Origin of the sequence: Leminorella grimontii, assembly GCF_039789245.1 — a bacterium.
In the GTDB taxonomy this organism is placed as follows: domain Bacteria; phylum Pseudomonadota; class Gammaproteobacteria; order Enterobacterales; family Enterobacteriaceae; genus Leminorella; species Leminorella grimontii.
On sequence record NZ_CP146357.1, the window covers coordinates 1203734 to 1218930 of the forward strand.

General features: G+C 55.0%; 17 protein-coding genes. 13 read left to right on the plus strand and 4 right to left on the minus strand.

The features are described from left to right. Positions 1-47: 47 nt before the first annotated feature. Positions 48-1103 carry a DNA polymerase IV gene (gene dinB, locus V8L73_RS05755; protein WP_347254338.1) on the plus strand — a complete coding sequence of 352 codons (1056 nt, stop codon included), beginning with the start codon at positions 48-50 and terminating at the stop codon, positions 1101-1103. A gap of 52 nt (positions 1104-1155) precedes the next feature. On the opposite strand, the gene V8L73_RS05760 is transcribed toward dinB, so the two are convergent. Further along, entirely contained in the window at positions 1156-2616 is a 1461-nt protein-coding gene (locus V8L73_RS05760) for an aminoacyl-histidine dipeptidase (RefSeq protein WP_027275152.1), read from the minus strand. 319 nt (positions 2617-2935) lie between these two features. On the opposite strand from V8L73_RS05760, the gene gpt reads away from it, so the two are divergent. Next, complete coding sequence (gene gpt, locus V8L73_RS05765) at positions 2936-3394, plus strand: xanthine phosphoribosyltransferase (RefSeq protein WP_027275153.1); 459 nt, start codon at positions 2936-2938, stop codon at positions 3392-3394. Positions 3395-3530: 136 nt separating this feature from the next. Here the strand turns inward: gpt and V8L73_RS05770 are convergent, their stop codons facing one another. The 3 genes from V8L73_RS05770 to V8L73_RS05780 all read right to left on the minus strand — a co-directional run bounded on the left by V8L73_RS05770 (position 3531) and on the right by V8L73_RS05780 (position 5935). After that, positions 3531-4643 carry a M20 family metallopeptidase gene (locus V8L73_RS05770; RefSeq protein ID WP_027275154.1) on the minus strand — a complete coding sequence of 371 codons (1113 nt, stop codon included), beginning with the start codon at positions 4641-4643 and terminating at the stop codon, positions 3531-3533. Positions 4644-4723: 80 nt separating this feature from the next. Continuing rightward, on the minus strand, positions 4724-5188 hold the full coding sequence (locus V8L73_RS05775; RefSeq protein ID WP_036024160.1) for a YjiG family protein: 465 nt from the start codon (positions 5186-5188) through the stop codon (positions 4724-4726). A gap of 30 nt (positions 5189-5218) precedes the next feature. Next, positions 5219-5935 carry a nucleoside recognition domain-containing protein gene (locus tag V8L73_RS05780; RefSeq protein ID WP_027275156.1) on the minus strand — a complete coding sequence of 239 codons (717 nt, stop codon included), beginning with the start codon at positions 5933-5935 and terminating at the stop codon, positions 5219-5221. A 349-nt stretch (positions 5936-6284) separates the two neighbouring features. On the opposite strand from V8L73_RS05780, the gene V8L73_RS05785 reads away from it, so the two are divergent. The 11 genes from V8L73_RS05785 (at position 6285) to nlpD (ending at position 15170) form a co-directional block, all read left to right on the plus strand. Then, entirely contained in the window at positions 6285-7061 is a 777-nt protein-coding gene (locus V8L73_RS05785; protein ID WP_027275157.1) for a basic amino acid ABC transporter substrate-binding protein, read from the plus strand. A gap of 71 nt (positions 7062-7132) precedes the next feature. Then, the gene (locus V8L73_RS05790; RefSeq protein ID WP_261831446.1) at positions 7133-7894 is read left to right on the plus strand and encodes an amino acid ABC transporter permease; all 762 of its coding nucleotides are present in this window, start codon (positions 7133-7135) and stop codon (positions 7892-7894) included. Further along, on the plus strand, positions 7887-8609 hold the full coding sequence (locus V8L73_RS05795; protein WP_027275159.1) for an amino acid ABC transporter ATP-binding protein: 723 nt from the start codon (positions 7887-7889) through the stop codon (positions 8607-8609). Before V8L73_RS05790 ends, V8L73_RS05795 begins: the two co-directional genes overlap by 8 nt. A 131-nt stretch (positions 8610-8740) precedes the next feature. Beyond that, positions 8741-9709: an aminoimidazole riboside kinase gene (locus V8L73_RS05800; protein ID WP_051155768.1), complete on the plus strand. Its 969-nt coding sequence runs from the start codon at positions 8741-8743 to the stop codon at positions 9707-9709. Between the two features lie 20 nt (positions 9710-9729). After that, on the plus strand, positions 9730-10017 hold the full coding sequence (gene ftsB / locus V8L73_RS05805) for a cell division protein FtsB (RefSeq protein WP_261831447.1): 288 nt from the start codon (positions 9730-9732) through the stop codon (positions 10015-10017). Then, on the plus strand, positions 10018-10728 hold the full coding sequence (gene ispD, locus V8L73_RS05810) for a 2-C-methyl-D-erythritol 4-phosphate cytidylyltransferase (protein WP_027275161.1): 711 nt from the start codon (positions 10018-10020) through the stop codon (positions 10726-10728). It abuts the gene before it with no gap. A 21-nt stretch (positions 10729-10749) separates the two neighbouring features. Further along, entirely contained in the window at positions 10750-11223 is a 474-nt protein-coding gene (gene ispF / locus V8L73_RS05815) for a 2-C-methyl-D-erythritol 2,4-cyclodiphosphate synthase (protein ID WP_027275162.1), read from the plus strand. Positions 11224-11231: 8 nt separating this feature from the next. Beyond that, entirely contained in the window at positions 11232-12269 is a 1038-nt protein-coding gene (gene truD / locus V8L73_RS05820) for a tRNA pseudouridine(13) synthase TruD (protein WP_261831449.1), read from the plus strand. A 122-nt stretch (positions 12270-12391) separates the two neighbouring features. Then, positions 12392-13141: a 5'/3'-nucleotidase SurE gene (gene surE, locus V8L73_RS05825; protein WP_027275164.1), complete on the plus strand. Its 750-nt coding sequence runs from the start codon at positions 12392-12394 to the stop codon at positions 13139-13141. An 11-nt stretch (positions 13142-13152) separates the two neighbouring features. Further along, on the plus strand, positions 13153-13785 hold the full coding sequence (locus tag V8L73_RS05830; RefSeq protein WP_027275165.1) for a protein-L-isoaspartate(D-aspartate) O-methyltransferase: 633 nt from the start codon (positions 13153-13155) through the stop codon (positions 13783-13785). Positions 13786-14033: 248 nt separating this feature from the next. After that, a complete protein-coding gene (gene nlpD / locus V8L73_RS05835; RefSeq protein WP_347254339.1) occupies positions 14034-15170 on the plus strand; it encodes a murein hydrolase activator NlpD in 1137 nt (378 codons plus the stop codon). Positions 15171-15197: the final 27 nt, after the last annotated feature.

Below are 15197 nucleotides of genomic sequence, written 5' to 3' on the forward strand. Positions count from 1 at the left end.
CTAATCTTGACTGTATATTTGTACAGTTTCTGATTCAGGAGTTCGTCGTGCGCAAGATCATTCATGTCGATATGGACTGCTTTTATGCCGCCGTTGAGATGCGCGACGATCCCTCGTTGGTTGATATTCCGATGGCGGTCGGCGGGAGCCGAGAGCAGCGGGGCGTGATAAGCACCGCTAACTACGTGGCCCGGCGTTTTGGCGTACACAGCGCCATGCCGGTCGCACAGGCGCTCAAGCTGTGCCCGCATCTAAAAGTTCTTCCGGGGAGAATGGCGCTGTATAAAGAAATTTCTCAGCAGATCCACGCTATTTTCCGCCGTTACACTTCGATGATTGAGCCTCTGTCGCTGGACGAAGCCTACCTCGACGTCACTGACTGCTCGGCGTTTAACGGCTCGGCGACGCTGATCGCCAGAGATATTCGCGCGGCGATTCACCGCGAGCTGGGCCTTACCGCTTCGGCTGGCGTGGCGTCGGTCAAGTTTTTAGCAAAGATTGCGTCGGATATGAATAAGCCCAACGGTCAGTTTGTTATTGCGCCCGAGCAGATTGGGGAGTTTTTATCAACGCTGCCGTTGACCAAAATTTCCGGCGTCGGCAGCGTGACCGGTAAAAAGCTGGCCGAGCTTGGTCTGCATACCTGTAAAGACGTTCAGCAGTACGATCTGGCTTCTCTCCTGCGCCGCTTTGGCAAATTTGGCCGGGTGCTTTATGAGCGCTGCAACGGCATCGATGACCGAGAGGTATGCAGTGACCGCCAGCGTAAGTCTATCGGCGTTGAAACTACGCTGTCGGTAGATATCTATAGCTGGGCGGAGTGTCTGGCGGTGATAGAGCGGCTCTATCCTGAATTGGAGCGTAGGCTCAGCAAGGCAAGGCCGGATCTGCGCATCGCCCGCCAGGGTGTCAAGCTTAAGTTTGATGATTTTCAACTAACTACGCAGGAGCACGTCTGGCAGCAGTTAGATAAAGGCGATCTGCTGGAGACCGCCGAACAGGTTTGGCAGGAACGTCGGCAGGGCAGAGGCGTTCGCCTGGTTGGGTTACACGTCACGCTGCTGGATCCCCAGATGGAAAAGCAGCTGGCGCTGTTTACCTAGACCATAAAAAAACGGCGGTTGTCCGCCGTTTTTCTCGCAATCACAAGCGCGATTAGCCTTTCTCAGGAATAGACTTCAGCACCTGAGTCAAAAGCTGCCAGTAGCGGCTCACGCTAGGAATGTGAACCTGTTCATCCGGAGAGTGCGCGCCGGTAATGGTTGGCCCGATAGAGACCATGTCCATGTCCGGATAGGGGCGTTTAAACAGCCCACACTCCAGGCCCGCGTGGATCACCATAACGTGAGGCGTGGTGTCGAACAGTTTCTTATAGCTCTCGCTCACCAGGTTCATTACCGGTGACTCAGGGTTGGGTTCCCATCCCGGATAGCCGCCTTTGGTTTTCACTTCGGCGCCGGCCAGCTGGCCCAGAGACATCAGCACTTCAACAACGTACTGTTTACCACTGTCGATAAGAGAGCGGATAAGGTACAGCACCTGCGCGCAGTCCTGCTCGGTCGTCACAACGCCGACGTTGAGAGACGTTTCCACGACGCCTTTAACGGAGTCGCTCATGCGCATCACCCCGTTAGGGCTGGCATTCACCAGACCGACAAGGCGGTTTTGGCTGTCTTGCGTTAGCGCTTTGGAACCACATTCAAAAGCATCAACCTGTAGGGAGATGCCTTTTTCTACGGCGGAAAGCTCATGGCCGATGAGCGTCAGATAGTCCGCGGCGGCCTGCTTCAATGCGCCGACCTTGGATTGAGGCACTGCGACCACCAGAGTGGCTTCTCGGGGGATAGCGTTACGAAGCGTACCGCCGGTAAAGGAGAGCAGGCGCAGTTCCAGCTCACTGGTCTGTGCGGCCAGGAAGCGGGCCATCAGCTTGTTGGCGTTGCCGAGTCCTAAATGAATATCGCCGCCGGAGTGGCCGCCCTTAAGGCCTTTGAGCGAAATTTTGAAGGTTTCATAGCCTGCCGGAAGCGCTTCGCGGCTCAGCGGCAGCGTAGTGATGCAGTCGACGCCGCCGGCGCATCCCATGTAGATTTCGCCTTCGGTTTCTGAGTCGGTGTTGATAAGAATTTCGCTTTTCAGCCAGTTGGGCTGAAGCCCGAACGCGCCATCCATACCGGTTTCTTCCGTCATGGTCAGCAGAACTTCAATCGGGCCGTGAACCAAGCTCTCGTCAGAAAGCACCGCCAGTGCAGAAGCCATACCGATGCCGTTATCGGAACCAAGCGTTGTGCCGCGCGCTTTCAGCCATTGGCCGTCGACGTAGGGCTGTATGGGGTCTTTTTCAAAGTCGTGCTCGGTGTCGTTGTTTTTTTGCGGCACCATGTCGAGGTGGGCCTGAAGAACGACGGACTTACGGTTTTCCATACCCGGCGTCGCCGGCTTACGGATCAGGATATTACCAACGGCATCGCGCTCAGCAAACAGCTTTCTCTCCTTCGCCCAGCTAACGATATGCTGAGCCAGCGCTTCTTCATGTTTGGACGGGTGAGGTATGGAGCAGATGGTTGCGAAGTGCTGCCACAGATGCTGTGGGGTAAGTTGTGATAAGTCAGACACGATGAATCTCCTGTAACGATTTCTTTTTTCAACGAGAGTCGGAAACGGCCGCTGCCGTAGGAAATAGGTTTTCAATTTACATAAGCAGCATATTAACCACAGATGAGGCTTTAGAGGTAGCCATTTTTGGCTGTAATGTGCCCTATAGAAAGATATTTTGGGTTGGCGGAAGGGCGGTCGAAAGAATGAAGAGACTTATGCATTATTCTCTGTCAGAAGCGCTGGTTTTTATGGGCGGCGATCTTTATAATTCCCGTCAACTTTTTTCCCCCTGATTCATTAGTTAAAGCCGTCTAGCGTCGGCTGGGATTCGATTTATATGAGCGAAAAATACATCGTCACCTGGGATATGTTGCAAATTGAGGCCCGTAAGCTTGCGCGTCGCTTGCTGCCGAGAGAACAGTGGAAAGGCATTATCGCCGTTAGCCGCGGCGGTCTGGTCCCCGCTGCGCTGTTGGCGCGTGAGCTCAGCATCCGCTATGTGGATACGGTTTGTATTTCCAGCTATGACCACGACAATCAGCGTGAGATGAACGTGCTTAAACGCGCAGAGGGTGACGGTGAAGGCTTTATCGTCGTTGACGATCTGGTTGATACCGGCGGAACGGCTAAAGCCATTCGCGAAATGTATCCTAAAGCCCGTTTCGTTACCATTTTTGCCAAGCCGGCCGGTAAGCCGCTGGTTGACGACTATGTCGTCGATATCCCGCAGGATACCTGGATTGAACAGCCGTGGGATATGGGCATTACCTTCGTTAAGCCTATCGGCGATTGCTGATCCTAGAGCGCCACGATAGAAAACCATTCAGAAAGCGGATGTCGCCATCAGGCGGCGTCCGCTTTGTTTTATCTTTCAGGCAAATAAAAACGCCTGCATTTGCAGGCGTTTGGGTCTGAAGCTTGAAGCTACATCGTTAGAGCGACTTCACTATCCGGCTCAGTAGCTTGATGCGCGGGATGATGCTGTCCAGCTCAACGTATTCTGCCGGGCTGTGGAAGTCAGCGCCGATAGGGCCGAAGCCGTCCAGAGAAGGCACGCCCAACGCGGCGGTGTGGTTGGCGTCAGAACCGCCGCCCACGGCCAGCCAGTTAATGGCGATATTCTCTTCGTTACCGCATTTTTCCACCAGCGCCATCAGTTTTTCCGTTTCTTCGCTCGGAGACATAGCGGGCGTATGGGCCATTTGGGTCACGGTCGCCGTAACGTCTTCTACGTAGGCGCGGTTGGTCATCTCGTGCATGGCCTTGTTGATGCGGTCATACTCGTTGTTGTCCCAAAAGCGGACGTCAACGACGGCCTGAGCTTTATCAGGAACGATGTTGGCCGCATCGCCGCCTTTGATGACGCCGACGTTCAGCGTAGTGCCCAGCTCTTTATCGCCCAGCTGGTTAATCGCAAGCACCCAGTTAGCCAGTTCAGTGATCGCAGAGCGGCCTTTTTCCGGCGCGTTGCCCGCGTGAGCGGCGCGGCCGTGGAAGTCGATGTTGTAACGAACCATTCCTTTACGGGCCTTAACCAGCGAACCGTCGGCGCGCGCAGCTTCGGCTACCAGCACGCAGCGGCTTTGCTTGGCGTACTTGCCGATCCACTCGTGGGAGTAAACGGAGCCGGTCTCTTCATCCGGGTTCATGGTTACAGCGATAGACAGACGCTCAACGTCTTTATCGTCCAGCGCGCGCAGCGCCCAAAGGATGTTCATCAGGCCGGACTTCATGTCGGCAGCGCCAGGGCCGTACAGGCGGGTTGCGTCCGTTGACATTGGGCGCTCTGCGGCAGTTCCCGGCGGGAATACGGTGTCCATATGGCCTACCAGCAGTACGTCATACTGGCTTGCATTCGGCTTATTGGTTGCGAAAACGCCCGGTCCGACTTCTTTGCCGAGATCGACGATTTCTGCGTGCCAGCCCATATCCTTATATTTTTTTGCCATGATGTCGGCAATGACGGCGACGCCTTCAACGGTTTGAGTGCCGCAGTCAACGTTGACCAGTGGGCGTAGTTCGTCAAGGTAGTTTTCTAACTGCATGATATGTCCTTACTTTTTTGAAGCCGCTGCGCTGAGCGCAGCGGCAAGGTTTACAGCCGTAGAGCAGAAGAGAGGGAGCGTTAGCCGACGAAGATCTTCATCAGGAACATAGCGATAAAGGCGTTGATGACAGAAACGACGATCATTACCGGTATCTTGCTGGCCTTGGTGCCGATAACGCCCAGAATGCGGCCTGCGTACTGGATCTGTGAGCCCATCAGGTAGATGGCCGGAGCCAGAATCGCCAGGTGTTCACCGCTGAGCGTGCCGTTGGCGTACAGGCTGACGGCAACGCCGATGCCGCCGCCCATAGACATCCAGCCGCCGATAAGTACGGCAGCGGCTTCGCCGGGCAGGCCGAACAGGTTCATCAGTGGAGCAAAAACGAATCCCAACCCTTTAAGCGCGCCGGTAATTTCCAGCGCTTTGATGATAACGAAGGCCATCAGTACGTTTGGCAGAGTGCTGGAAGTGGCAATTCCCCATCCTTTACGAGCGCCGGCGACGAATACGTCGGTAATCATGGGTTTGCTTTCATTTGACATGATCTTGATATCCTTAAATTCGGTATGGGGTTATGCGTTAGTCGCTTCTTTTTTAGTGGTCAGGCCCAGATAGAGTCGGAAAATGTTCGTTCCGACGATTTTCATCACGAACATAACGCAAATGCACAGACCGATGGAGGCCGGCACGGCGGGCGTATTGTCTACGGTCATCAGCGTAAACAGCACCGCACCGGAGGAGAAGAAGTTGGTGATCATTGCGCCAGCGGAAAACTGGAACATGGTGATCAGATCCTTTTCTTTTTCATTAAGCTGGCCTTCGTCAACCAGTGAACGAGTCAAGGAGGCGCCGACGTCGGTACTTTGCAGGCTGCCGATAATTGCCAGTCCGGTTGAGCCGGGGATGCCCAGCAGAGGGCGCAGCAGAGGCGTAAGCAGCTTGCGGGCGGCGTTAAGCGCGCCGTAGTGCTCCAGCACGTTGATCATGCCCAGAGCGAACATAACAGAAGGGATCAGGCCAAAAGCAAACAGAAAGCCGTCCATTGCGCCGTTACCGCCAGCGCCGCGGAACGTGGTCTTGGCGACGTTGAGCGCCCCGTCTGCCTGAGTGACGTTGGCAGTTACCTTACCAAACGCGCCGTTGAGCGTCGTAAAGTCGAAAACGGACCACCATTCTTTACCCCCCAGCAGGCCGGAAAAGAATACCATAGCGAAAATAAGTGAAATGTAAGCGCCGATGCCAACCTTAGCTTCCTCAGGTTGAGCCGGCTTAGAGCTTTCTTGAGACATATGAAGTTCCCTGATGAAAAAACACACTGTAATTATTTGATCGTCAATTATCTTTACTTCCCTTCATCATTTTTTTGATTTCTATCAAAATTGGAAGTGCTGTAGATCACGCTTCTGTGATATTTACGATTCAACCGCGCGCTTTCTATACGGTTGATAAAAAGTTTCTGCTGATGTATCCAATTTGTTAATTTATTTGTATCGAATAGACGATGTGACTGAATGGGCGCGGCGGATAGACTTTTATCTCATAATTTCGTCATTTCTTCCTCGGTTTATGTATTTTTATGCGTTATTCGTGCATACTTCGGCCATTCGCCATAAGAAAGTTAACGATAAGGATAAAGCCATGTTTAAACGTCTTTCTATTTTCGGTGCCTGTTTGGCCGCCGCCTTGTGCGCGCTGCCGGCTGCTAACGCCGCAGAGCCGACCTACGTTGTCGGGTCCGGCGGGACCTATCGCCCGTTTGAATTTGAAAACAGCAAGAAAGAGCTGGAAGGCTTCGACATTGACGTTATTACCGCTATCGCCAAAGCAGAAAACTTTAACATCAAGCTGGTTAACACGCCTTGGGAAGGCATTTTTGCGACATTAGGAAGCGGCGATCGCGACATTATTATTTCCGGCATCACCATTACGGAAAAACGTAAGCAGATGGTCGACTTTTCCGCCCCGTACTTCCCAGCCGAGCAGGCCATCGTCGTGCCTAAGGGCAAGACTATCGGCGGTATTGCCGATCTGAAGCCGCTGAAAGTGGGCGTCGTGAACTCCAGCACCGGCGACATCGTCGTTTCTGACGTGCTGGGTAAAAACAGCACCGCTATCAAGCGATTCGATAATACGCCTCTGATGCTGCAAGAGCTGTATGAAGACGGCATCGACGCGGCGGTAGGCGACGTGGGCGTCGCCAAGTTCTATATCAAAAACCATCCGGAAAAAGAGTTTAACCTGGTGTCCGACGCCAAGTTTGAACGTCAGTACTTCGGCATTGCGGTCGCGAAAGGCAACGAAGAACTGCGCGGTAAGATCAACGCCGGTTTGAAAAAGATTATCGCCGACGGCACCTATGCCAAAATTTATCAGAAGTGGTTTGATAACGACGTGCCGGCCCTGCCTGCGGAATAATTTTTCTTTTAGTCACAACGTTCAGGGCGATTGATTCGCCCTGAACGCTTTTTAACTACGGGTTCTTTTTTATGTCAGGATTTCGCTGGGAGATAATCCAGGAATACGCCCCGCTGTTTGCCGACGGGGCGTGGATGACCGTCAAGTGCACCATCATTTGTGTCATTTTAGGCGTCACGTGGGGATTAGCCTTAGGGCTTGGTCGACTGGCGCGCGCGCCGCGCAGCCCCGGTATGGATTTCTTCTTACGGGCTTTCGTACAAACGCCGGTTAAAATCTACGTTAGCGCCTTTCGCGGTACGCCGCTGTTCGTGCAAATCATGGTCGTGCACTTTGCGCTTATCCCACTGCTTATCAACCCGCGAGACGGGCTGCTGGTTTCCAGCGGCATTATGTCGGTGGACTTCGCGCGCATGCTGCGTTCGGAGTACGGCGCGTTTCTCTCCTGCGTAGTGGCGATTACGCTCAATGCCGGCGCCTATGTGTCAGAGATTTTCCGTGCGGGCATTGAATCGATAGACAAAGGGCAGATGGAAGCGGCACGCTCTCTGGGCATGACCTACGGCAAGACCATGCGTAAAATCATTCTTCCGCAGGCGTTTCGCCGCATGCTGCCGCCGCTGGGAAATAACGCTATCGCGATCGTTAAGGACTCTTCGCTGGCGTCCGCCATCGGGCTTGCCGACCTGGCCTATGCCGCCAGAACCGTATCGGGGGCCTACGCCACCTACTGGGAGCCCTATTTGACAATCTCTATCGTGTACTGGGTGATTACGTTCTTACTCTCTTTGATGGTAAGGCAGATGGAAAAGAGGCTAGGCAAAAGTGATTAAGATCCGTAATTTACAAAAGCAGTTTGGCAAAATTCACGTTCTGCGCGGCATCTCCTGCGATATTGCCGCGAATGAAGTGGTGTGCATCATTGGCCCCTCCGGTTCGGGTAAAAGCACCTTTTTGCGCTGCATGAACGCGCTGGAGGAGATGACCGACGGCGAGATTTATATTAACGGATTTGCCGTACACGATAAAAAAACCAATCTCAATCATCTGCGGGAAAGCGTCGGCATGGTGTTCCAGCGCTTTAACCTGTTCCCCCACATGACGGTTTTAGAAAACCTGATTCTGGCGCCGATGGACATCAAAAAGCTCTCCCGAACCGAAGCGATTGAGAGAGCGGAGAAGCTTTTACAAAAGGTGGGCCTGTTAGACAAAATAGACGCCTATCCTAGCCAGCTTTCCGGCGGCCAGCAGCAGCGGGTGGCCATTGCGCGCGCGTTGGCGATGGAGCCTAAAGTGATGCTGTTTGACGAACCGACTTCCGCGCTTGACCCAGAGCTGGTGGGGGAAGTGCTGGCGGTCATGAAGTCGCTGGCCCACGAGGGGATGACCATGGTGGTTGTCACCCACGAAATGGGCTTTGCCCGGGATGTCGCCGACAGGGTGATTTTTATCGATCAGGGCGTTATTCAGGAAGAAGACGTGCCTGAAAAGCTGTTCACGTCGCCTGCAAACGAAAGAACTCGCGCTTTCTTAAGCAAGGTGCTGTAGCTAGCGAACGGTGAGTTCAGAGTAAAAAACGGTCTCCGCTCCTACGGCGACCGTTTTTTTATGCCCGCAGGCGTGAGAGCCGCGTTAAGATTACACTGTGAGCGAAATAAAAAGAAAAGGGCTGGCTTGATATGAAAATCTGGGCGTTAGGCGATGCGGTCGTGGATTTACTGCCGCTGGGCAACCAGCAGTATGAGGCCTGCGCCGGCGGCGCACCGGCCAACGTGGCGGTCGGCGCCGCCAGGCTGGGGGCGTCATCCGGTTTTATCGGCCGCGTCGGCGACGATCCCTTCGGCCGCTTTATGCAGCAGGCATTGGAGGAGAACGGCGTAGACTGTCGGCTCGTCGAGCTGGACACCCTCCATCGCACCAGCACTACGCTGGTCTCGTTGGACGAAAGCGGCGAACGCAGCTTTACTTTTTTAGTTAATCCTGCGGCGGACCGCTTTCTTGAGCTTCGCCGACTTCCTTCAGAAGAGGCGTGTTTGCTTCATACCTGTTCTTTGGCGCTGGTGGGCGAACCGTGCCGCGACGCGGTGTGGGCGCTGACGGCGCAGGCGAAGGCGCAGCAAGGTGCCGTCAGCTTTGACGTCAATCTGCGCAGCCAAATGTGGGACGACAAAGCGGCCATGCGTCAGTCTATCGTTGACTACGCTTTCCAGGCCGACGTACTGAAGCTATCCGAAGATGAGCTGTTTTGGCTCACGTCGGTTGCAGAAGGGGAATGGGAAAAGGCGCTGAAGGCGGTGAGCGACTATCCCGCCGAACTGAAAGTCATCACCTGCGGCGGGGAAGGCGGCGTTGTACTCTGGCGGGGAGAGGCGTTTCGTTTTAATGCCTATGAGGTTGTCTGCATTGATACGACCGGCGCAGGGGACGCCTTTATGGCGGGGCTTTTGTCCGGCATTGCCCAAAGCGGGTTTCCTCAGAACAAAGAGGCGCTGCGAGCCTTGATAAATCGGGCCAGCGCCTGCGGCGCGCTGGCAACGACGCAGAAAGGCGCGTGGAGCGCGCTGCCGACGGCGCTTCAACTACGGGAGTTTCTCTCCCTTTCCTCAACTTTCCATATGGAGTCTGCCGACGAGTTATGGGATGATTAGCCGGTTTTTTGGGGGATAGGATGAAGAAACTTACGCTGTTACTGATTGTTTTGCTGGGCTGGCTACAGTATTCGCTGTGGCTCGGTAAAAACGGGCTGCACGATTATGCCCGCGTGAAAGAGGATATCGCGCTCCAGCAGGACAACAACGCCAAATTGAAGTCGCGTAACGAGCGGCTGTTTGCTGAAATTAGCGATTTGAAAGGCGGGCAGGAAGCCATTGATGAACGCGCGCGCAGCGAGCTGGGCATGATCAAGCCCGGCGAGAGCTTCTATCGCATTATTCCCGAACAGGGCGGTAAAAAGTAGATGTCCCAGGCGGCTTCCCCTTCTTTTCATACCGTCGCCATTTTGCCCGCCGCCGGTATAGGCAGCCGGATGCGCTGCGATCTCCCCAAACAGTATTTAACCATCGGTACGAAAACGATTATCGAGTACGCCATAGGCGCACTGCTTGAGCATCCTGCCGTTGAGCGCGTTATCGTTGCGCTTCATCCTGAAGATTCATACTTTTCTTCGTTGCCCGTTGCTGCCGATACCCGCGTCTCCACCGTAACGGGCGGCGCCGAGCGGGCCGATTCGGTTATGGCCGGTTTGAACTGCGCCAAAGGCATGGGCGCGCGCTGGGTGCTGGTGCACGATGCCGCCCGCCCGTGTTTACGCTACGAAGATTTAGACGCTCTGATGACGACCGTATATGAAGGTCGACAGGGCGGGATCCTGGCGATGCCTGCGAAAGACACGATGAAGCGGGAAACCGTCGGCGAGTCGAGCATTGCTCATACGGTCGATCGCGAGGGCCTGTGGCACGCCATGACGCCGCAGATGTTCCCGCTTGAGCTGCTTTACGACTGCATGGCCCGGGCGCTCGATGAGGGCGTCAGTCTGACTGACGAAGCCTCTGCGCTGGAGCACTGCGGATTTCACCCCCTGCTGGTGCCGGGGCGCTCTGACAATATAAAGGTTACGCGCCCGGAAGATCTGGCGCTGGCCACGTTTTATCTTACCCATCAATCATAGAAGCATAGAAGGAGTATGCCTGTGCGTATTGGTCACGGTTTTGACGTTCATAAGTTTGGCGAAGAAGGGCCGATTATCATTGGCGGCGTCGCTATCCCCTATGAGTTTGGCCTGCTGGCGCACTCCGACGGCGACGTTGCGCTTCACGCCCTGACAGACGCCCTGCTGGGCGCCGCCGCGCTGGGCGATATCGGCAAGCTGTTTCCCGATACCGATCCGGCCTATAAGGGAGCGGACAGCCGCGTTCTGCTAAGAGAGGCCTTTCGCCAAATTAAAGAGAAAGGCTATCGGGTCGGCAACGTCGATGTCACGATTATCGCACAGGCGCCCAAGATGCTGCCCCATATTCCCCAAATGCGCGTCAATATTGCCGAAGATCTTGGCTGTCATGTTGACGACGTCAACGTGAAGGCGACCACCACTGAAAAGCTCGGCTTTACCGGCCGTAAAGAGGGGATCGCCTGTGAAGCCGTTGCTCTGTTGGTGAAGGCGTGAGCGGTTTCGTGACTGAACCCGTTTGGCTTTACGGGCAGCCTGTATCTACCGGGGTCATTAAATCGGAGCCGGAAGACTTCTGCGTTCAGGAGGATTTAGGTTTTTCCTTTGACGGCGAGGGTGAACACGTGCTGGTTTACCTGCGTAAAACCGGCTGCAATACCCAGTTCGTTGCCGACGCGCTGGCCAAGTTTGCTCGCATTTCGGCTCGCGCCGTGAGCTATGCGGGGCTTAAAGATCGCAACGCGGTTACCGAGCAGTGGTTCTGTCTGCAGATGCCGGGGAAAGAAACGCCGGATTTTTCCCGCTTTAAGCAGGAAGGCTGCGAAGTGCTTAAAACGGCCCGCCACCGGCGCAAGCTTCGGATCGGCGCGCTGAAAGGCAACCGCTTTACGCTGGTTTTGCGGCAAATAAGCCATCGCGCCGACGTTGAAGCGCGGCTTGAACAAATCCAAACCCAGGGCGTTCCCAACTATTTTGGCGAGCAGCGGTTTGGCCGCAGCGGCAACAATCTGATAATGGCCCGCAAGTGGGCCAATGACGAAATTGTGGTGAAGGAGCGGGGCAAGCGCAGCTTCTATCTATCCGCCGCCCGAAGCGCCATGTTTAACCAGGCGACAAGCGCACGCATTGAGAGCGGCCATCATCGACAGGTGCTGTTGGGCGACGCCGTAGGGCTTGCCGGCAGCGGCAGCTGGTTTACCGTGGCTGAAGGCGAGCTTGAGAGCGTGCAAAAGCGTTTGGCCGAGGGTGACGTCTACCTGACGGCGCCGCTTCCTGGGGACGGCGCTTTGGGTAGCCAAGGCGAGGCGCTGGCGCTTGAAACAAAGGCGCTGGAGGCAAGCGGCGATTTTCTGTCTCTGATGACCAGAGAGCGCGTAGCGCCAGCGCGACGCGCGCTGATTGTCGTGCCGGAAAGCATGACGTGGCGCTGGCTGGACGACGAAACCCTCCGGCTTGGTTTTGAGCTTCCTGCCGGCAGTTTCGCCACCAGCGTCGTGCGCGAGCTGGTGCGTTCTCAATCAGATTTCCCGATCGACGCCTAATCCCTCATCGTTCAGGCGCGTTGCCCGTTTTCCTGAGCGCAAAGATGAGGTTATAATCGAAAAAGTTTCGGCTGCGGCTTTGCCGCGGCCTCCCTTCGAAATGTACGGGCCTGATTGATACCATGAGAATACTTCTGAGCAACGATGACGGCATAAGCGCTCCGGGGATCCAGACGCTGGCCGAATCTTTACGCCGGTTTGCTCAGGTACAGCTTGTCGCTCCAGACCGCAACTGCAGCGGTTCCTCCAACGCTTTAACGCTAGAAATGCCCCTGAAGATCCATTCGCTGAGTAACGGCGACATTGCCGTACGCGGTACGCCTACCGACTGCGTCTATCTGGGTGTTAACGCGCTAATGACGCCGCGCCCGGACATCGTCGTTTCGGGCATTAACGCCGGCGCTAACCTCGGTGACGACGTGATTTACTCAGGGACCGTCGCCGCCGCGATGGAGGGGCGCCACCTTGGGCTGCCCGCGCTGGCCGTTTCTCTCGATGGGCACCGCTATTTTGATACCGCTGCCGCGGTGACTTGTCGCCTCTTGAAGGCGCTGTCTCAGGAGCCGCTTCGCACCGGGCGAATATTGAATATTAACGTTCCAGACCTGCCTTTGGATGAGATAAAAGGTTTCAGGGTTACCCGCTGCGGCCGCCGCTATCCGGCTGAGCGCGTGATCCGCCAGACTGACCCCCGCGGTAATGACCTTTATTGGATAGGGCCGCCCGGAGAGAAGGACGATTCAGGTGAGGATACTGATTTTGCCGCGCTAGAGCAGGGGTACGTCTCAATTACGCCGCTGCAGGTTGATTTAACGGCCTATGCCGCTCAAGATGTTATTCATCAATGGCTAACGCAAGTGAAGGTTATCTGAGTATGCCAAGTATGCCGAGTAAACGCGTACAGACAATGCTAAAGCAGCTTGTCGGCCAGGGGATCCGCGACGAGCGCGTCCTGCAGGCTTTGGCTTCGGTTCCCAGAGAGCGATTTATTGACGAAGCGCTTTCCCATCAGGCTTATGACAATACCGCACTGCCGATTGGCGCAGGGCAAACTATTTCTCAGCCTTACATCGTGGCGAAAATGACGGAGCTTTTGAAGCTGACGCCGGATTCAACCGTACTGGAAATCGGTACCGGCTCTGGCTACCAGACCGCCGTGCTGGCGAACCTGGCGCGGCACGTTTACTCCGTTGAGCGAATAAAAAGCCTGCAGTGGCAGGCGAAAAGGCGTTTGAAGCAGCTGGATTTACACAACGTTTCAACCCGCCACGGCGATGGCTGGGAAGGATGGGCGGTTCGCGGGCCGTTTGACGCGATTATTGTCACCGCGGCGCCCGACGAGATCCCGCAGTCGCTGATAGAACAGCTGGCCGACGGCGGCCGCATGGTGTTGCCGGTAGGTGAACCCCAGCAGTCTCAGCTTTTGCAGCTGGTGCAGCGCCAGGGCGATCGGTTCGTTGCCGATACGATTGAGATGGTGCGCTTTGTCCCCATGCTAAAGGGCGATCTGGCCTGATTCCATCCGCTTTATATCGCTGGCTTTGCGCACTCGGGCTGATTGTAGAGATAAGTAAATTTCTCCATTCACATTTGACGAAGGATGGGGATAGATATAGGGTTCAAATTGCGAAAGTCTCTCATTTATGAAGAGAGAGTGAATAATTCGATGAGTTTCGACGGCATAGGCGGCATCGTCTGGCCGTTTTTGCTGTATATTTAGCAACCGGATATTGAAATGATTAATTCTGCTATGGTGGGGGAAGCATGAATAAAGGAAGCCCGATGATGACATATCGGCGTATAGCGTTAGGCGTAATCATCAGCGCAGCGTTAGTCGGCTGTAAAAGTGAGCCGAATAAGCCCGCGCCTATTACTTCTATTAACGGGAGCAGCGGAACCTATTCTTCTTCACCGGCTACTTCCGGCGGTTCTTCGAGTAGTTCTTCCGCAGGTGCGGCAGGCGCTTCTTCTCAGAATACGATGGCGATGGATACCAGCCGCCCTAACATTTCCAATGAGGGCGGTTCTTCTACCTCTACGGCAGCGGCGCAGAGCAGCGGCAATCCTTTCCAGGGCGGGCCCGTTGCGAGCAGCAGCGCGGCGGCTTCCGGTGAACGCATCGTTTATAACCGCCGCTACTCAGATATTCCAAAGGGATCTTATAACGGCGGTTCAACCTATACCGTTTCTCGCGGCGATACCTTATTCTACATCGCCTGGATCACAGGAAATGACTATCGCGAACTGGCGCAGCGCAACAGCATTGCTGAGCCTTACGCGCTGACCGTAGGCCAAACCCTGAACGTGGGCAACGGCGTAAATAACGGCGCGGTGGTCGCCTCAAATACGTCCACTACGACCTCCCCGAATGCAACACAAAATCGGACGGCGGGTGTTGATTCTCAAAATTCAGGGGCGTACACTGACACTAGTAAACAAAATGTTGATAAAACGTTACCATCTTCTCAACCGACTGCCGGATCAACGACTTCGGCGGCAACCGGAACGACAGCTTCCAGCAGCGTATCCGGCGTTCGCTGGCGTTGGCCGACGGAAGGGAAAGTGGTTGACAACTTCTCAACATCGGAAGGGGGCAATAAGGGAGTTGATATTTCCGGATCCCGGGGCCAGCCGATAGTCGCCGCCGCTGACGGTCGTATCGTGTATGCAGGCAATGCGTTGCGGGGTTACGGTAACCTCATCATTATCAAGCATAATGATGATTATCTGAGTGCTTATGCACATAATGACTCAATGCTCGTGGCCGAGCAGCAAGAAGTCAAAGCAGGTCAAAAAATAGCAACAATGGGCAGTACGGGAACGACCTCTGTAAGATTGCATTTTGAAATCCGCTACAAAGGTAAGTCCGTTAACCCGCTGCAGCACTTGCCGCAGCGTTGAGTGGGTAGGAACTCCTTTTTTCCTGCC